Consider the following 17,913-nt stretch of genomic DNA (forward strand, 5'->3'; position numbering starts at 1 on the left):
GCCGAGATGGTGCGGCGTCAGTCGAGCTGACGGACGGACATCAGCAGGTGCCGGTGGCCGGTGTCGCCGGTGCCGGCGTCCCCGGTGCCGGTGCCGAGCAGGACGCGCTGCCCCGGGCCCTGGAGGTCGAAGCGGACGTCCGGGCCGGTGAAGGAGGTGAGGGCGTCCAGCAGGTACGCCGGGTTGAAGGCCACGGCCATGGCGTCCGCGCCGGTCAGGGTGGCCGCGAGCGCCTGTGAGGCGACGTCGTCCGCGTACCCGGCCCGGAGCAGGACACTGCCGTCGCCGCGGAAGTCGAGCCGGACGGGGCTGTTCGGCTCCGCGACCACGGCGACCCGGCGGACGGCGTCCGCGAGCGCCGCGCGCCCGGTGACGGCGACGGCGGCGCCGTCCAGCGCGAACAGCTTGTCGTACCGCGGCAGCCGGCCCTCCAGCAGCCGCAGGGTGGCGGCCCGGCCACCGGCCTCGAAGCCGATGAGGCCGCCCTCGCAGCCGATCCGGACCGGCCCGGACTTCGCCAGGGAGCGGGCGATCTCGGCGAGCCGCCGGCCCGGGACCACCACCTCCACGGCGTCGGAGCCGGGGTCCCCCGGCTGCCAGGCCAGCGTGCGCACGGCGTACCGGTACCGGTCGGAGGCGGCCAGCGTCAGCTCCGCGCCGTCCAGCCGGACCTGGATCCCCGTGAGCACGGGCAGCGCCTCGTCCCGTCCGGCGGCGACCGCCACCTGCGCGACGGCCTCCGCGAACGCGGCCGCGTCCACCGCGCCGCGGACCGCCGGGAGGGCCGGCCGCGGCGGGTAGTCCTCCCGCGGCAGCGTGGAGAGCCCGAACCGGGTGCCCTCGGCGCCCTCCACCGTGAAGCGCGCCCCGTCCAGGACGCACGTCACCTCCCCCTCGGGCAGCACCTTGCAGATGTCGAGCAGCCGCCGCCCCAGCACGAGCACGCCGCCCTCCACCGCCGTGGCGGCGGGCACCTCGACCCGCGCGGACGCCTCGTAGTCGAACCCGGACACCCGCAGCCGCCCCTCGCGGGCGTCCAGCAGCAGCCCGCCCAGCACGGGCACCGGCGTGCGCGCGGGCACCGCCCGCGCCGCCCACCCCACGGCCCCCGCCAGCTCCGCCCGCCCGATCCTGAACTCCATCGCGCCACCCCCGTCGACCCGTCCCACTCGGTGTTCGCACGGTAGGCCCCGCCACTGACAACGGGCCCGCGGACGGCTAGCGGGCCGCGAGGGAGATGTCGCCCGAGCTCGTACGGAGCGTCAGGGAGGACGGGGCCGAGGGGTCGGAGGGCAGGGAGACGCTGCGGTCGCCCGAGTCGCTGCGGGTGTCGACGCGGTACGTGCCCCCCGGCACCCGGACGGTCACATCGCCCGAACCGGCCGTGGCCGTCAGGGCGGACGGGGCCGCGGTGAAGTCCAGCCGGATGTCGCCCGACCCGGAGGTGGCCCGCGCGGACGGGGAGGCGAGGGCGGAGCCCGTGATGGAGCCCGAGGAGGTGTCCAGGCGGACCGGGCCGGTGACGCCCTCGGCCCGGATCGAGCCCGAGTCGGAGTGCAGATCGGCCGCGGCGACGCCGGTCACCGAGATCCGGCCGCTGTCGCTGTCCACCGTCACCCTGGCGGACGCCGGCACCGCGAGCCGGTAGTCGACGGCGCAGTCGGAGCAGTCGACCGCCAGCTTCAGGGTGCCGGCGTCGAGCCGCTCGGTGGGCCGGGGAGCGCTGCCCCAGTAGTGGACCGTACGGCCGATGGTGACGCCCGGTCCGGTACCCGTCGTCACCTCCACCGAGCCGGAGCGGGCGCCGGTCACCTCGACGGCGCTGACGGCCTCCGTGACCGTCGCGTCGGCCGTCATCCGCTTGCGCTCGTCGAGGAGGGAGCAGCCGGTCAGGGTCAGCGTGAGGGCGCCGGCCAGGGCCAGGGCCAGGGCGGTGGCGGGTAAGGGTGCCGTGCCGGATGCGGATGCCGTGCCGGATGCGGATGCGGGTACGGACGCGGACGCGCGACGAGTGGTCATGCGTCCAGTGTTCCCGCGCGGCCGCCCCGCGCCGATGGGGCAGGTGCCCGGCCCCCGGGTGGGGTTAACCCCCGGTGGCCACCGGCCGCGCGGACGACGGCAGGCCCCACTCGCTCCACGAGCCGTCGTACACGGCCAGCTCCCGGTAGCCGGCGAGGTCGGCACCGAGCGCGAGGACGCACGCCGTGACGCCCGAGCCGCAGCTGAAGTAGAGCCGCTCGCGGTCCCCGGCGAGCGCGGCGAAGGCGGTCCGCAGCCGGTCGGGCGGCAGCATCCGGCCGTCCTCGGTCTGGAGCTCGCCGAAGGGCAGGCCGGCCGCTCCCGGCATGTGGCCGCCGCGCAGTCCGGGCCGGGGCTCGGGGGCGGTGCCCTCGAAGCGGCCGCGGGTCCGCGCGTCCAGGACCAGGGCGGCGGGGTCGGCCAGGGCCCGCGCCACGGCCCCGGCGTCCACGATCAGCCCGGGCCGGGGCCGGGCGGTGAAGTCGCCGCGCGGGCCGTCGTACGCGGCGGGCACGTCCTCGACGGGCAGTGCGGCGGCCTCCCAGGCCGGCAGCCCGCCGTCGAGGACCGCGGCCCGGTCGAAGCCCATCGCGCGCAGCATCCACCAGGCGCGGGCGCTGGAGTAGATCCCGGCGCCGTCGTAGACGACGACGGTGGCCGCGTCGTCCACCCCGAGCGCCCGCAGCGCCTCGCCGAACTGCTGTGCGCCCGGCATGGTGTGCGGGACGGCGCCGGCGTGGTCGGACAGGGCCCCGTCGAGGTCGAAGGGCCGCGCCCCGGGGATCCGCCGCCCGGCCCCCCGGTGCGCTCCGACGGAGGCGTCGAGGACGACCAGTCCGGGCCGCCCCAGCCGCTCGGCCAGCCAGTCGGTCCCCACCAGCGGCCCCGGCACCGTGTCGTCGGACGTCGTCATCGCCCACCTCCCCCTCGTCGACCGGCCGCGTCGCCGGTCCTCGGCACCATCCTCACCCCGAGGACCCCGATGATCCATGACCACCCGCCGGCCCCGGACCCGCTACGGGCAGGTGCCCGGCCGGGCGAAGAGCGCGACGCGCGCCCCCCGCACCTCGGTGACGGAACACAGGTCGAAGTGCGTGGCCAGGGTCTGCCGTTTGACCGCCTCCCGCGGGTACGGGTCCACCGGCTGGCCCACGGGGTCCAGCAGCGCGATCACCCGGGGTGCCGCCATCAGCCGGCCCCGCAGCTCCGCCGCGCCCAGCTCGGTGCCCCACAGGCTGCGCGAGTGCGTCGGGGTCCGGTCGAGCGCGAGGTCGCGCAGCCCGCCGTACACGTCCGGCGAGGACAGCAGCCACTCGCGCCGGCGCGCCGGCAGGAACAGCACCGCGTCGCCCGGCCGTGCCCGCTCCCGGACCGCGGCGGCCACCGCGTACGCGTCGTCCTTGCGGCTCTCGGGCGTCCGCAGCCACACCGACCACCAGCCCAGCGGCACCAGCAGGGCCGCGACCGCCGCCCACGCCCACGCCCGGCGCGCCCGCCCGCGCAGGTCCACCCGGGCCGCCCGCGCCCCGGCCAGCAGGGCGGGACCGGCGAGCGCGTAGAGGACGTACCGGTCGACGTAGAGCGGGTGGACCAGGGAGACCACCAGCAGCAGACCGGGCGGCAGCAGCGCCAGCGGCAGTGCGATCGTGACGAGCTCCCGGCCGGCGCCCCGGGCGAGCAGCAGGCAAAGGCCCGCGACCACCGCGTACGCCGCCCAGTCCGCCCACGAGGGCCGCCCCAGCCAGCCCAGCTGCTGGGCCGCCTGCCCGGTGCTGACCCAGGCCAGCGGCGCCAGCAGCGCCACGACGACCGCGGCGGACCACCGCCAGGCCCGCACCCGGCGGCCGGCCACGGCGTGCGCGAGCAGCGCGAGGACGGCGAACTCGTGCAGCCAGCACGCGAGGACCAGCAGCACCGTGTACGCCACCCAGCGCCCGCGCAGCAGCAGGCAGGTGGCCCACACGACGGCGGCCGCGACCAGCGCGTACGAGCGGCCCTCCTGGGCGTACATCTGCACCGGCGGCAGCAGGGCGTACACCGTGCCCGCGCACAGCGCGGCCCGCGGCCCCGCCAGCCGGAGCCCGATCGCGGCGACCCCGGCCGCGGCGATCGCGGTGGCCAGCACGGACGGCAGCCGCAGGGCGGCCGGCCCGCCGTCCCAGAGGGCGAAGACCTCGTGCATGAGCAGGTAGTACAGGCCGTGGACCGCGTCCACCCGCCCCAGCAGTTCCGCCAGCGCGCCGACCGGCCGGTGGGCCACCTGCCAGGTGACGGACTCGTCGCGCCACATGCTGCCCCCGCGGTCCAGGCCCCACAGGCCGAGGGCGAGCGCGAGGACGAAGGGCAGGGCGAGGGCGAGGACGGCGGCCGGGGCGGGTACCGGAGGCAGCGGGCGCCACAGGCGGTTCCTGCTGATCGCGGCCTCCGGGTGCTTTCCGTACGGGTGTGGGGACTCCATACTCGGGGTCCGGCCTGCTCTCTGCGGAGGTGGGGTGTGCTGAGCTCCGCCCCGGCCGCGACCGCCGCCCCGAGCCCGAGCCCGACACCGACACCGACCGGGACCGCGCCCGGGAGCCCGGCGCCGGCCCCCGCCGCCACGCGGGCCGACCAGCGCCTGGTCACCGTCACGCGCAGCGGCGGCTTCGCCGGGAAGCAGAGGAGCCTCCTGGTCAAGGGGGACGGCTCGTGGACCCGGCTGGACGGCCGCGCCCGTACGGTCGGCGAGGGCCGGCTGAGCGGCGCCGGGCTCGGCCGGCTGCGCACGGCCCTGCGGGACGCCGGCTTCGCCACGCTGCCCCGCACCCTGCTGGGCGGGCGGCCCGTCTTCGACGGCTGCACCTGGGCCTTCGTGCACGACGGCCACGAGGTGGTGGCGGACTCCGCCGGTATCCCGGTCCGGCTGCGCGCGGTCCTGGACGCGCTCCCCTCGTTCGCGACCGCGCAGGAACCCGTGCGGCGCCACCGGTAGGGACCGGGCCGGAACAACCGGCCGCCGGCCTTCGTTGGGAAGGCGAGTGACCGGCCGGTCACAGGGAGGAGCCGCCCATGACAGTCCCCGTCCCCACTGCCGCGCCCGTCACCCTCGACCGCCGCCAGGGCCCGCACGGCGAGGTGGTGCTGCGCCGCCGCGGCGACACGTACGAGATCATCGCCAACGGCTGTTTCCTGATGGACACCTCGGACGGCCGCTCGGAGCGGTTACTGGTCGACGTGGCCGCCGCCGAGACCGCGGCCGCTCGCCCCGCGCTCCTGATCGGCGGGCTCGGCGTCGGGTTCTCCCTCGCGCACGCCGCCGCCCGGCCGGAGCCCGGCTGGGCGCGGATCACCGTCGCCGAGCGTGAGGACGCCATCATCGACTGGCACCGCGCCGGCCCCCTCGCCGGGCTCACGGGCAGGGCGCTGGCCGACCCCCGCGTCACCCTGCTGCATACCGATCTGGTCACTCATCTCCACGAGACCACGGACCATTACGACGCCCTCTGTCTGGACATCGACAACGGCCCCGACTGGACGGTCACCGAGGACAACCGGGCCCTGTACTCCCCCGCCGGACTGGCCGCCTGCCGCCGCCGGTTGAAGCCCGCAGGCGTGCTCGCCGTATGGTCCGCGCAGCCGTCCGACGCCTTCGAGGACGCCATGCGGAATGCCGGATTCAGTTCGGTACGGACGGAAGAGGTGCCCGTTGCCCGAGGTGTCCCGGACGTGATCCATCTCGGCCGGAACCCCGCATAGCCGCTGGCCGGTGCCTCCTCTACGCTGCACCCCATCACGCGGACTACCGGGGCGGGACGATGGAACAGACACACACCACGCACGTCGGCGCGGCGGCCACACCCGGCGCCCAGCGGCGGGTGCTCGTCGTCGAGGACGACCGGACGATCGCCGAGGCCATCGCCGCGCGGCTGCGCGCCGAGGGGTTCCAGGTGCAGACGGCCGCCGACGGCCCGGCGGCCGTCGCGGCCGCCGAGAGCTGGCTGCCGGAGCTGCTCGTCCTCGACGTGATGCTGCCCGGGTTCGACGGGCTGGAGGTGTGCCGGCGGGTCCAGGCCCAGCGGCCGGTACCGGTCCTCATGCTCACTGCCCGTGACGACGAGACCGACATGCTGGTCGGGCTGGGCGTCGGCGCGGACGACTACATGACCAAGCCGTTCTCCATGCGCGAGCTCGCCGCCCGCGTGCACGTGCTGCTGCGCCGGGTCGAGCGGGCGACGATCGCCGCCACCGCCCCGCGCGGGTCCACGCTGCGCCTGGGCGACCTGGAGATCGACCACGCGCAGCGCCGGGTCCGGGTGCAGGCCGAGGACGTGCACCTGACGCCCACGGAGTTCGACCTGCTGGTGTGCCTGGCCGGCACCCCGCGCGCGGTGCTCTCGCGCGAGCAGCTCCTGGCCGAGGTCTGGGACTGGGCCGACGCCTCCGGCACCCGGACCGTCGACAGCCACATCAAGGCCCTGCGCCGCAAGATCGGAGCCGAGCGGATCCGCACCGTCCACGGCGTCGGGTACGCCCTGGAGACCCCGGCGCAGCCGTGAGCGGGCAGCGGCCGTCCGGGTCCGGGCTGCGGCCCTTCTCGCCCTTCTCGATCAAGACCAAGCTGGGCACGCTGGTCGTGGTCTCGGTCTTCATCACGACCGGGCTGCTGCTGGTCGCCCTGCGCACCGAGACCGAGCTCCGCTTCATCACGGTCTTCTCGGTGATCGCCTCGATGCTGATCACCCAGTTCGTGGCGCACAGCCTGACGGCGCCGCTGGACGACATGACCCGCGTCGCCCGCGCGATCTCGCACGGCGACTTCACCCGCCGCGTCCGGGGCGCGGGGCGCCGGGACGAGCTGGGCGACCTCGCGGCCACGATCAACCTCATGGCCGACGACCTGGAGGCCGTGGACCGGCACCGCAAGGAGCTGGTCGCCAACGTCTCCCACGAGCTGCGCACGCCGATCGCCGCGCTGCGCGCCGTACTGGAGAACGTCGTGGACGGGGTCTCGGCCGCCGATCCGGAGACGATGCACACCGCCCTGAAGCAGACCGAGCGGCTGGGCCGGCTGGTGGAGACCCTGCTGGACCTGTCCCGGCTGGACCACGGGGTGGTGCCGCTGCGGGCGCGGCGCTTCGAGGTCTGGCCGTACCTCTCGGGCGTGCTGAAGGAGTCGGGGCTGGCGGCCGCGGGGCGGCCGGGCCTGGCCTCCGGCTCGGGCGGGCACACCCGTAACGACGTCCATCTGCACCTGGACGTCTTCCCGACCGATCTGACCGCGCACGCGGACGCGGAGCGGCTGCACCAGGTGGTGGCCAATCTGATCGACAACGCGGTCAAGCACAGCCCCCCGCACGGCCGGGTCACCGTACGGGCCCGCGGCGGCGAGGCGCCCGGCGGCCTGACGCTGGAGGTGCTCGACGAGGGCCCCGGCATCCCGCCGGACCAGTGGCACCGGGTCTTCGAGCGGTTCAACCGGGGCAGCGCCGGCGGCGGCGACGGCGGCACCGGACTGGGCCTGGCGATCGCCCGCTGGGCGGTCGGGCTGCACGGCGGTGACATCCGCGTGGCCGAATCGTCACGAGGCTGCCGAATCCTTGTCACCCTTCCCGGCACCGCCCGGGCCGCTGGTTGACGTAGGGTTCGAGTCGGAAGGAGATGATCTCGGCCACACGTGCCCGGGATCCGTCAGGGGTGCGAAGCCACAGGGCCGCAACCACGATGACTCCTACCCGAACCAGGCTGGTTTCCCGCCATTCCCCCCGATGAAACCCGCCGTTCGGTGTGACCTGCGCGACGTAAGTCCCGCCCGGCCTGCATCACACCGCCCGAGAGGCGTAGCCTTTATTCCCGCTGTCCATACCTTGTGAAGCGGAAGAGGGCGGTTGCCGCCGTGTCGCCACAGTCCCCCAGTAACTCGAGCACCACGACCGAAGCAGCAGAGGGCGGGAAGAACCCTGCCTCAGGCTTCGGCGCCAATGAGTGGCTCGTCGACGAGATCTATCAGCAGTACCTCCAGGACCCGAATTCGGTCGACCGGGCCTGGTGGGACTTCTTCGCCGACTACAAGCCGGGTGGCGCAGCCGCTCCGGTGACGGCCGAGAAGTCCGCGGACGTCTCGAAGGACGGCGCCTCCGCACAGGCCGCCACCGCCGAGGCCCCGCAGGTCCCCGACGCCGCCGCCACGGGGGCGGCCGGCGCCGCGCCGACCCTTTCGCCTGTGTCAGCTCCTGCCCCTGCTCCTGCCACTCCCTCTGGTGCCCCTGCTGTGACTGTCACCTCCCAGGCCCCGGCCGCCGCACCGGCCGCTGCCGCCCCCGCTCCCGCCGCCGCCCCCAAGGCCGCGCCCGCGACCGAGGCCCCCGCGGGCCCCGAGCTCGTGACGCTCCGCGGCCCGGCCGCCGCGGTGGCGAAGAACATGAACGCGTCCCTGGAGGTGCCGACGGCCACGTCCGTCCGCGCCGTCCCGGTGAAGCTCCTGTTCGACAACCGGATCGTCATCAACAACCACCTCAAGCGCGCCCGGGGCGGGAAGATCTCCTTCACGCACCTGATCGGCTACGCGATGGTGCAGGCGATCAAGGCCATGCCGTCGATGAACTACTCCTTCGCGGAGAAGGACGGCAAGCCGACCCTGGTCAAGCCGGAGCACGTGAACTTCGGCCTCGCGATCGACCTGGTCAAGCCCAACGGCGACCGCCAGCTCGTCGTCGCCGGCATCAAGAAGGCCGAGACCCTCAACTTCTTCGAGTTCTGGCAGGCCTACGAGGACATCGTCCGCCGCGCCCGCGTCGGCAAGCTGACGATGGACGACTTCACCGGTGTGACGGTCTCCCTCACCAACCCCGGCGGCCTGGGCACCGTCCACTCCGTGCCGCGTCTGATGCCCGGACAGTCGGTCATCATGGGCGTCGGCTCCATGGACTACCCCGCCGAGTTCCAGGGCACCTCGCAGGACACCCTGAACAAGCTGGCCGTCTCCAAGGTCATGACCCTGACCTCCACGTACGACCACCGGGTCATCCAGGGCGCGGCCTCCGGCGAGTTCCTGCGGATCGTCGCGAACCTGCTGCTCGGCGAAAACGGCTTCTACGACGACGTCTTCGAGTCGCTGCGCATCCCGTACGAGCCGGTCCGCTGGCTCCGGGACATCGACGCCAGCCACGACGACGACGTCACCAAGGCCGCCCGCGTCTTCGAGCTGATCCACTCCTACCGGGTCCGCGGCCACGTCATGGCCGACACCGACCCGCTGGAGTACAAGCAGCGCAAGCACCCCGACCTCGACATCACCGAGCACGGCCTCACCCTGTGGGACCTGGAGCGCGAGTTCGCGGTCGGCGGCTTCTCCGGCAAGTCGATGATGAAGCTGCGCGACATCCTCGGCGTGCTGCGCGACTCGTACTGCCGCACCACCGGCGTCGAGTTCATGCACATCCAGGACCCCAAGCAGCGCCGCTGGATCCAGGACCGCATCGAGCGCCCGCACTCCAAGCCGGAGCGCGAGGAGCAGCTGCGGATCCTGCGCCGCCTGAACGCGGCGGAGGCCTTCGAGACCTTCCTGCAGACGAAGTACGTCGGCCAGAAGCGCTTCTCCCTGGAGGGCGGCGAGTCCGTCATCCCGCTGCTCGACGCGGTCATCGACTCCGCGGCCGAGGCGCGCCTGGAAGAGGTCGTCATCGGCATGGCCCACCGCGGCCGCCTGAACGTGCTCGCCAACATCGTCGGCAAGTCGTACGCGCAGATCTTCCGCGAGTTCGAGGGCAACCTCGACCCGAAGTCGATGCACGGCTCCGGCGACGTGAAGTACCACCTGGGCGCCGAGGGCACCTTCACCGGCCTGGACGGCGAGCAGATCAAGGTCTCGCTGGTCGCCAACCCCTCGCACCTGGAGGCGGTCGACCCGGTCCTGGAGGGTGTCGCCCGCGCCAAGCAGGACGTCATCAACAAGGGCGGTACGGACTTCACCGTCCTCCCGCTCGCGCTCCACGGCGACGCGGCCTTCGCCGGCCAGGGTGTCGTCGCCGAGACGCTGAACATGTCGCAGCTGCGCGGCTACCGCACCGGCGGCACCGTGCACGTGGTCATCAACAACCAGGTCGGCTTCACCGCCGCCCCGGAGTCCTCGCGTTCCTCGATGTACGCGACCGACGTGGCCCGCATGATCGAGGCGCCGATCTTCCACGTGAACGGCGACGACCCCGAGGCTGTCGTCCGCGTTGCCCGTCTGGCCTTCGAGTTCCGCCAGGCGTTCAACAAGGACGTGGTCATCGACCTCATCTGCTACCGCCGCCGCGGCCACAACGAGTCGGACAACCCGGCCTTCACGCAGCCGCTGATGTACGACCTGATCGACAAGAAGCGCTCGGTGCGCAAGCTGTACACCGAGTCCCTCATCGGTCGCGGCGACATCACCCTGGAAGAGGCCGAGCAGGCGCTCCAGGACTTCCAGGGCCAGCTGGAGAAGGTCTTCGCGGAGGTCCGCGAGGCCGCCGCGCAGCCCGCCGTCGGCGCCCCCGTCCCGGCCGCGCAGGCCGAGTTCCCGGTGGCCGTGAACACGGCGGTCTCCGTCGAGACCGTCAAGCGGATCGCCGAGTCCCAGGTCAGCATCCCCGACGGCGTCACCGTCCACCCGCGTCTGCTGCCGCAGCTGCAGCGCCGCGCGGCGATGATCGACGACGGCACCATCGACTGGGGCATGGGCGAGACCCTGGCCTTCGGTTCGCTGCTGATGGAGGGCACCCCGGTCCGGCTGTCCGGCCAGGACTCCCGCCGCGGCACCTTCGGCCAGCGCCACGCGGTCCTCATCGACCGGGAGACCGGCGAGGACTACACCCCGCTGCTGTACCTGTCGGACGACCAGGCCCGCTTCAACGTCTACGACTCGCTGCTGTCGGAGTACGCGGCGATGGGCTTCGAGTACGGCTACTCGCTGGCCCGTCCGGACGCGCTGGTCCTGTGGGAGGCGCAGTTCGGTGACTTCGTCAACGGCGCGCAGACCGTCGTCGACGAGTTCATCTCCTCGGCCGAGCAGAAGTGGGGCCAGACGAGCGGTGTGACGCTCCTCCTCCCGCACGGCTACGAGGGCCAGGGCCCGGACCACTCCTCGGCCCGCCCCGAGCGGTTCCTCCAGCTCTGCGCGCAGAACAACATGACGGTGGCCATGCCGACGCTCCCGTCGAACTACTTCCACCTGCTGCGCTGGCAGGTCCACAACCCGCACCACAAGCCGCTGATCGTCTTCACCCCGAAGTCGATGCTGCGTCTGAAGGCGGCGGCGTCGAAGGCGGAGGAGTTCACGAGCGGTTCGTTCCGTCCGGTCATCGGTGACACCACGGTGGACCCGGCGGCCGTCCGCAAGGTCGTCTTCTGCGCGGGCAAGGTCTACTACGACCTGGAGGCCGAGCGCGAGAAGCGCGGCATCACGGACACCGCGATCGTCCGCATCGAGCGGCTGTACCCGCTGCCGGGCGCGGAGCTCCAGGCGGAGATCGCGAAGTTCCCGAACGCCGCGAAGTACATCTGGGCGCAGGAGGAGCCGGCGAACCAGGGTGCGTGGCCCTTCATCGCCCTCAACCTGATCGACCACCTCGACCTGGCGGTCGGCGCGGACGTCCCGGCGGGCGAGCGCCTGCGGCGCATCTCGCGCCCGCACGGCTCCAGCCCGGCGGTCGGCTCGGCCAAGCGCCACCAGGCCGAGCAGGCCCAGCTGATCAACGAGGTCTTCGAAGCCTGACGCAAACCCGGAAGGCCCGGCTCCCCCAAGGGGAAGCCGGGCCTTCCGGCACCCATTCCAGCCCCGCCGGCGTCCGAGGCGCGCGGGCCCGGGGCAGCCCCCGCCCCACCCCACCCCGCCCACCGGGAACGCTACGGTTGCGGCTCGAAGTCCCAGTACGGCCGCACCCGTTGCCGCGCCGAGATCGTGTGCACGTGCTGCGTGCCCAGCGTCCGCGCCAGCGCCTTCAGCGCCTGGTCCTCGTGCTTCGCCGCCTCCTCCAGGTGCTGCCGCGCCCGCAGGTCCGCCGCCAGCGAGATCTGCGCGCTCAGCGCCATGGGGTGGTCCGGCCCCAGCACCCGCTCGGTCGTGCGCAGCGTCTCCCGGCTCAGGTCCAGCGCGTCGTCCAGCCGCTCCGTGAAGTTCCGGCAGCCCGCCGCGTTCAGCGCGCACCCCAGCGTCCACGGGTGCCGCTCCCCCAGCGCGCCCCGCATCCCCACCAGCGCCTGCTCGCACAGGCTCAGCGCCGCCTCCCGCTCGCCCTGCGCCCGCAGCACCAGCCCCAGGTTGCCCACCGTCCCGATGCTGTACGGGTGGGCCAGGCCCAGCTGCGACTGGTAGGCGCGGACCACCTGTTCCGAGATCCGCCGCGCCTCCTCGATGTCGCCGTACTCGCGCAGGTACGTCGCGAAGTCCGAGGCCACCATCAGCGTCCACGGGTAGTCCGCGCCGAACACCCGCGTCGCCCGCTCCCACACCGTCCGCAGCCGGTGCCCGGCCCCGGGGATGTCCCCGGAGCGGCGCAGGCACATGCCCAGGTTGTGCTCGGCGCGCAGGGTCTGCGGATGGTTCAGGCCCAGCACCTGGGTGTTGAGCCGCAGCCCCTGCTCCTGCCGGGTCTGCGCCTCCCGGTAGCGGCCCATCAGCCGCAGCCCCATCGCGCACGCGATGCCGGAGGACAGCGTCGAGATGTGGTGGGCGGCCAGCACCCGCTCGCGCCGCCGCAGGGTGTCCAGGTCCAGGTCGTACGCGTCCTGGTAGCGGCCCAGCAGCCGGTAGGTCGCCGCCAGGTTGTTCTGGGCGTTGAGCGTGGTGGGGTGGTCCTCGCCCAGCAGCTCCCGGTAGGTGGTCAGCCCCTGCTCGAACAGCACCTTGGCCGGTTCGAACTTGGCGATGCACAGCAGGACGCCGCCGTAGGCGCTGGTGGCGCGCAGGGTTTCCAGGTCCCGGTCGCCCCGTTCGGCCTGGAGCCGGTCCGCGACGGCCCGGGTGAGGGTCTCGGCGGGCCGGAACAGTCCGAGATTGCGCAGCGCCCCGCCGTAGTGGTAGCTGAGCTCGCGCACCTTGTCGTGGTCGTCGCCGAGCATGGCCCGCCAGACGTGGTCGGTCGCCTCCGCCAGCCGCAGGCAGGTGCGGTACTCCCCGGCCAGGATCAGATAGCGCAGGCAGTTCAGCAGGAACGTCTGGATCCGCGGGTTGGAGCTGGTCAGGACGCCCGACGGCTCCAGGTGCGGGATCAGCTCGGCGAACCGCGGCCACTGCCGGGAGTCCGAGGACCGGCCCGGGTCGGCGGCGGCGAGCACCTGCCGTACGGCCCGCGCGAGCGGCGCGGACTCCTCCTCGGAGAGGTTCTCGCGGACGATGCCGTGCACCATCCGGTGCAGCTGGACGGTCTCCAGGCCGCCGCCGCCCTCCTCGACGGCGAGGTCGGAGTACTCCAGGCGGACCACGGAGAACTGCACCAGTTTGTTGAGGGCGGCGTTCCACCGGATCTGGTCGTTGATCAGCCCGGCGAGCTGTTCGGGCACGTCGTCGGCGGGGAACTCGCGCAGCAGCCGCAGCGGGACCGGGCCCGGTGCGAAGAACACGAACAGCCGCAGCAGCGCGAGCGCGTCGGGGAAGTTCTCCCGCACGTTGTTGAGGAGTATCGCGAGCGCGGTGGGGAAGGGCAGCGGGTAGTCGTCGGAGACGGTGACCGCCTCCCGCGAGTCCAGCCGGCGCTGGAGCAGGGCCAGGTAGTCGCCGACGGTCAGGGGCGAGTCGGCCAGCCAGCCGGCGGTCTGGTCGAGGGCGAGGGGGTAGTCCTCCAGCGCCTCGGCGAGCTGGTCGGCCTCCTCGGAGGTCAGCCGCAGCGCGCGGCGGCGGATGAAGGTGATGGATTCGGGGCGGGCGTAGAGGGGGACCTCGACGAGGCTGGTGTGGCGGGAGGCCCATTCGCGGTTGCGCGAGGTGATGATCACGTCGCCCGCGCCGGCGGGGAGCAGGTCGGTGAGGTCGTCGGGGTTGTCGCAGCCGTCGAAGACCAGCAGCCACCGGTTGTACGGCGTCCCGCGCCGCAGCGCTTCGAGCACGGCCCGGATCTGCTCGCCGTAACTGCCCGCGCCGCGCGGCAGGTGCAGGGCGGCCGCGAGCTCGGCGAGCCGCTCGCGCAGGGTCGGCCGGTCCTCGGCGGGCACCCACCACACCACGTCGTACTCGGAGGCGAAGCGGTAGGCGTACTCGGTGGCGACCTGGGTCTTGCCGACGCCGGACAGGCCCAGCAGGGTCACGGTGGCGGCGCCGGGCGGGGCGTCGGTGAGGGCCGCGCGCAGCGTGCCGATGACGTCGTTGCGGCCGGTGAAGCGCGGGTTGCGGCGCGGGACGCGGCCCCAGATCTCGGGCGGGTCGTTGGGGAAGCGGGGGCCGCGGCGGCCGGTCTCGGTGCCGATCCGCTCGGTGGGCAGCTCCAGCCGGCGCAGCACCCGGTACTCGGCCTCGTACGCGTCCAGGCCCCACAGGTCGGCCTTCTCCAGGACGGCCACGGCCGTGGGCAGCGGGGAGTCGGTCAGGCAGACGGCGGCGAACTTGTCGGGGTGGGCTTCGGTGATGTGCCGCAGGGCGGTGTTCCACTCGTCCTCGGAGTGGGTGCCGACGGAGAAGTAGCGCTCGCTGAGGACGACGAGGATCTTGCCGCCGGCCCGGGCGAGGTCGTCGAGGGCCTCGGTGAGCGAGGGGCTGCGCTGGGGGTCCCAGCGTTGCAGGGCGACCCGGTGGCCGTGCTCCTCCAGGCGGTGGGCGATCCACACGGCCCAGGGCCGGTTGAAGCCCGCGAAGCTGATGGTGAAGCGCTGGGGCGAGGGGGGTGGGGATGCGTCGCGGTCCTGCCGGCTGGTGGTCATGCGGCCGTCTCCCTGGGAATCCGGGCGGTGGACGGGGTTGAGAACTTACCGCAGCCGGGAGCGGCTCAACCCGGTGCGGACACGGCGAGTTCGGGGTGTGCCTCGTACCAGGCGCGGCGCTCCCGGGCGACGGCGCGGCGGGCGGTGAGGTACTGGTCGCCGGGCGGTGCGGGCTCGTCCATGGCCCGCTCCGCGTCCGCCATGGCCTCGATGAACTGCCGCCCCACCCTGGTGAGTTGGGGTGCGGCGCGCAGCACGGGCAGGACGGCGGCGACCTGGGCCCGGCAGCGGGCGTGCTGGGCCCACGCGCCGCGGGCTCCGTAGAGGGCGGCCCGCTGCCAGTACCCGGCGAGGGCCAGGTGGGCGTACGTACCGTGCAGGAGTCCCTCGAGCGGACGCGGGTCGGCGCGCCAGGGCGCCCAGTAGCAGGGGGTGCGGTCGGCGGTGTGCAGGGCGAGCAGGTCGCCGAGGGCGGCGAGTTTGCCGTGCTGGACCTCGTGGACGAGGGTGGCCGCCAGGGCGGGCGGGGCCTGGCCGCGGGCGAGGACGGAGCCGGGCGCGGCGGGCAGGGTGGCGCCGGTGGAGCGGGATCCGCCGGCCAGCGGCACGATGCTGCGCAGCAGCGCCGCGGCCTCCCCGGCGCGCACGGTGTCGTAGCGCTCCAGCAGGGTGAGGGCGCCGGCCCACTGGGTGTCCCAGCGTTTGTGCCCGCGCGGGGTCAGCCGCCGGGCGGGGCGTACGGGGGCGGCGGCGGACGCCCGGTACGGGTCGAGGTCGTCGAGCGCGGCGTGCCCGCCGGGCAGGGTGTGCAGGGCGAGGACGGCGGGGTCCTCGGGGTCCCAGGAGCGCTCGGTCAGGACCTGGGGTCCGGGCCGGGCCGGGCGCAGGATGCCGAGGGTGGGCAGGGCCAGGCGCCCCTGGGCGGGCCGCAGGGTGGCCTTGAACTCCAGTCCGGCGCGCAGGGCCGCGGCCACCGCGAGGGCGCCGAGGTGGCCGAGGTCGGGTGCGGGGCCGCGGCGGGCGTGCAGTCGGCGCAGGGTCTCCTCGGCCCACACCCCGGTGGACGGGTAGTGCAGGACGTCGCGCACGGCGGCGGGGTCGCGGCGCTCGGCCTCCTCCAGCAGCGCCCAGTGTTCGGCGCTCTCGCCGCCGGGCGCGGCGTCGAGCACCCCGCGCAGCAGCACGAGCCGTTTGGACCACCGCACGCCCCGCACCAGCGCCGTCCCCTCCGGGGAGGGCTCGGTGGAGGCCAGCGCGGCGAGGAGCGGGGCGCCGACGGTGAAGCCGGGCAGGGGGTGCGCGGTCACGAGGCGGCCCTCGGGCGCTCGGTCCCGTGTCCTGCGCCGCCCGTCCGGGGGCGGCCGCCCGTCCGGGGACCTGCGCCGGCCCGGGGACCTGCGGGACCGGCGGCGGCGTGGTGCACGGCGGCCGCGATGTGCCGGATCAGGGCCTGGAGGTCGGCGCAGTAGACGGAGGGCTGCCGGAAGCCCTCGCGGGCCCGGTAGCGGTGGGGGTAGTGCCCGCCGCCGCAGATCTCGACGATCTCGCAGGCCCGGCAGGCGTCGGCCAGGGCGGCCCGGCCGAGCTGGCGGGCGGCGAGACCGGGGTGGTCCAGCAGCCGGTCGAAGGAGTGGGCGTCCACGTGCAGCCCGGTGCGGGCGGCTCCCTCGTAGGCGGACTTCAGGGAGTCGGCCTGCTCGATGCTGCCGTCGGTCTCGACCACGGCGGTGGTGGCGGGGGCCAGGCCCAGGGTCTCGGTGGCGGCGGGCAGCCCGAGCAGCAGGGCGATGATCTCCTCGAAGAGGCGGATCCGGGTACGGCGCTCCCGGTCGTGCCACCAGCGCTCGAAGACGGCGGTCAGCCAGTGGGCGTAGGGGATGGCGCCGGGGCGGGCCCCCGGCGGCGGTGTGCTCCAGTTGGCCAGCGGGAGCAGCAGGCCGATGCTCGGCGGGGCGAAGGCCAGCAGGGACTCGTACGTCTCCACGGGGTCCTGGGCGAGGTCGACGACGCTCAGGACGCCGGCGTAGCTCTCCGGGTGCCGGGCCAGCAGCCGCAGGCCGCGCGCGGCGGCGGGGAAGCCGGGGCGGCCCGCGCGGTCGACGCGGCGGGCGTTGTGCGCGGGCAGTCCGCCGTCGAGGCTGACGCCGACGCGGATGCCGGCCGCGGCCAGGGCGTCCAGCCGGGAGCGGGTGAGCAGGGTGGCGTTGGTCTGCACGGTGGCGGTCACGCGGGTGCGCGGGGCGGTGCGGGCGAGGGCCGCCCGGACGGCCTCGACGGGCGCGGCGAGGGTGGCGGGCGGGGTGAGCAGCGGTTCGCCGCCGTGCAGGACGAGGTCGACGCGCGGCAGCTCGTGCGCGGCGGCGTGCTCGGCGATCCGCTCGGCGGTGCGGGCCACGGTCGCGGCGGCCATGACGGGCGGCTGTGCGCGCCAGCCCTGGTCGGCCATCTCGTACACGTAGCAGTAGGTGCAGGCGAGATTGCACCGGCTGTGCGTCTTGAGCACGAACTGCCGCAGCGGGTACGGGCGGTGGCCGGCGGCCCGTAACGCGGGGACGTCGAGCCGGGCGTACGGCCAGGGTGCGTGCACGCGGTGCGGGTCGGCCGTGGACGCGGACCCGGACGCGGGCGCGGACCTGGGCGTGGGCACGGACGCAGGGGCGGACGCAGGGGCGGACGCAGGGGCGGACGTGGGGGCGGACGTGGGCGTGGGCAACACGGCATCGCGTGTGGTCGTGTGCCTCATCGCCTGTTCCTCCCGCAGCGGACGGTCCATCCCTGCCCTTCGGACGGCCGCGGCTAACGGCGGAAAGTGGTCAACCCGTGACCTGCGGGCGGGCGGGGCGGCGCGTCAGTCGACCCCGGAGTCGAAGGCGTTGAGGATCTCGGCGGGATGCGTGACGCGCTCGACCATGCCCTCGATGACCTCGGCGAGGACGGGGTGGTCGATGCCCCGCAGCGCGGCGAGGTCGAGGCCGGACAGGTCGGGCAGCGGGGCCGGGCACTGTGCGGCCCGCGCCCCCGGTCCTTTCTGGTACTTCGTCACCA

The 17,913-nt window shown here is 74.4% G+C and carries 13 protein-coding genes; 5 read left to right on the top strand and 8 right to left on the bottom strand.

The annotated features are described in order from the left end of the window. Positions 1-17: 17 nt before the first annotated feature. The 4 genes from dnaN to ACIPXB_RS28035 form a co-directional block, all read right to left on the bottom strand. Positions 18-1,142, bottom strand: a complete 1,125-nt coding sequence (gene dnaN, locus ACIPXB_RS28020) for a DNA polymerase III subunit beta (protein WP_401454220.1) — start codon at positions 1,140-1,142, stop codon at positions 18-20. A gap of 76 nt (positions 1,143-1,218) precedes the next feature. Beyond that, on the bottom strand, positions 1,219-2,019 hold the full coding sequence (locus ACIPXB_RS28025) for a DUF4097 family beta strand repeat-containing protein (RefSeq protein ID WP_401454221.1): 801 nt from the start codon (positions 2,017-2,019) through the stop codon (positions 1,219-1,221). Between the two features lie 64 nt (positions 2,020-2,083). Continuing rightward, complete coding sequence (locus tag ACIPXB_RS28030; RefSeq protein ID WP_401454222.1) at positions 2,084-2,932, bottom strand: sulfurtransferase; 849 nt, start codon at positions 2,930-2,932, stop codon at positions 2,084-2,086. A gap of 102 nt (positions 2,933-3,034) precedes the next feature. Next, positions 3,035-4,477: a hypothetical protein gene (locus ACIPXB_RS28035; RefSeq protein ID WP_401454223.1), complete on the bottom strand. Its 1,443-nt coding sequence runs from the start codon at positions 4,475-4,477 to the stop codon at positions 3,035-3,037. Positions 4,478-4,513: 36 nt separating this feature from the next. Here ACIPXB_RS28035 and ACIPXB_RS28040 point away from each other — a divergent pair, with 36 nt between their 5' ends. The 5 genes from ACIPXB_RS28040 to ACIPXB_RS28060 all read left to right on the top strand — a co-directional run bounded on the left by ACIPXB_RS28040 (position 4,514) and on the right by ACIPXB_RS28060 (position 11,731). After that, on the top strand, positions 4,514-4,987 hold the full coding sequence (locus tag ACIPXB_RS28040; RefSeq protein ID WP_401454224.1) for a hypothetical protein: 474 nt from the start codon (positions 4,514-4,516) through the stop codon (positions 4,985-4,987). A 77-nt stretch (positions 4,988-5,064) separates the two neighbouring features. Further along, positions 5,065-5,751 carry a spermidine synthase gene (locus ACIPXB_RS28045; RefSeq protein WP_401454226.1) on the top strand — a complete coding sequence of 229 codons (687 nt, stop codon included), beginning with the start codon at positions 5,065-5,067 and terminating at the stop codon, positions 5,749-5,751. Positions 5,752-5,810: 59 nt separating this feature from the next. Next, positions 5,811-6,551: a response regulator transcription factor gene (locus tag ACIPXB_RS28050; protein ID WP_401454227.1), complete on the top strand. Its 741-nt coding sequence runs from the start codon at positions 5,811-5,813 to the stop codon at positions 6,549-6,551. Further along, a complete protein-coding gene (locus ACIPXB_RS28055) occupies positions 6,548-7,630 on the top strand; it encodes an ATP-binding protein (protein ID WP_401454229.1) in 1,083 nt (360 codons plus the stop codon). The genes ACIPXB_RS28050 and ACIPXB_RS28055 overlap by 4 nt, the downstream gene beginning before the upstream one ends. Before the next feature lie 258 nt (positions 7,631-7,888). Further along, positions 7,889-11,731 (top strand): multifunctional oxoglutarate decarboxylase/oxoglutarate dehydrogenase thiamine pyrophosphate-binding subunit/dihydrolipoyllysine-residue succinyltransferase subunit, encoded by a 3,843-nt coding sequence (locus ACIPXB_RS28060; RefSeq protein ID WP_401454230.1) that lies wholly within the window; start codon positions 7,889-7,891, stop codon positions 11,729-11,731. A 131-nt stretch (positions 11,732-11,862) separates the two neighbouring features. Here ACIPXB_RS28060 and fxsT read toward each other — a convergent pair whose 3' ends face one another. The 4 genes from fxsT to fxsA all read right to left on the bottom strand — a co-directional run bounded on the left by fxsT (position 11,863) and on the right by fxsA (position 17,911). After that, the gene (fxsT, locus tag ACIPXB_RS28065) at positions 11,863-14,868 is read right to left on the bottom strand and encodes an FxSxx-COOH system tetratricopeptide repeat protein (protein WP_401454231.1); all 3,006 of its coding nucleotides are present in this window, start codon (positions 14,866-14,868) and stop codon (positions 11,863-11,865) included. 65 nt (positions 14,869-14,933) lie between these two features. Beyond that, entirely contained in the window at positions 14,934-16,175 is a 1,242-nt protein-coding gene (locus tag ACIPXB_RS28070; RefSeq protein ID WP_401454233.1) for an aKG-HExxH-type peptide beta-hydroxylase, read from the bottom strand. Further along, entirely contained in the window at positions 16,172-17,455 is a 1,284-nt protein-coding gene (locus tag ACIPXB_RS28075) for an FxsB family cyclophane-forming radical SAM/SPASM peptide maturase (protein ID WP_401454234.1), read from the bottom strand. Before ACIPXB_RS28075 ends, ACIPXB_RS28070 begins: the two co-directional genes overlap by 4 nt. A gap of 261 nt (positions 17,456-17,716) precedes the next feature. After that, positions 17,717-17,911: an FxSxx-COOH cyclophane-containing RiPP peptide gene (gene fxsA, locus ACIPXB_RS28080; RefSeq protein WP_401454235.1), complete on the bottom strand. Its 195-nt coding sequence runs from the start codon at positions 17,909-17,911 to the stop codon at positions 17,717-17,719. Between the last annotated feature and the right edge of the window lie 2 nt (positions 17,912-17,913).

Origin of the sequence: Streptomyces sp. NPDC090022 (genome assembly GCF_044748145.1) — a bacterium.
Lineage (GTDB): Bacteria > Actinomycetota > Actinomycetes > Streptomycetales > Streptomycetaceae > Streptomyces.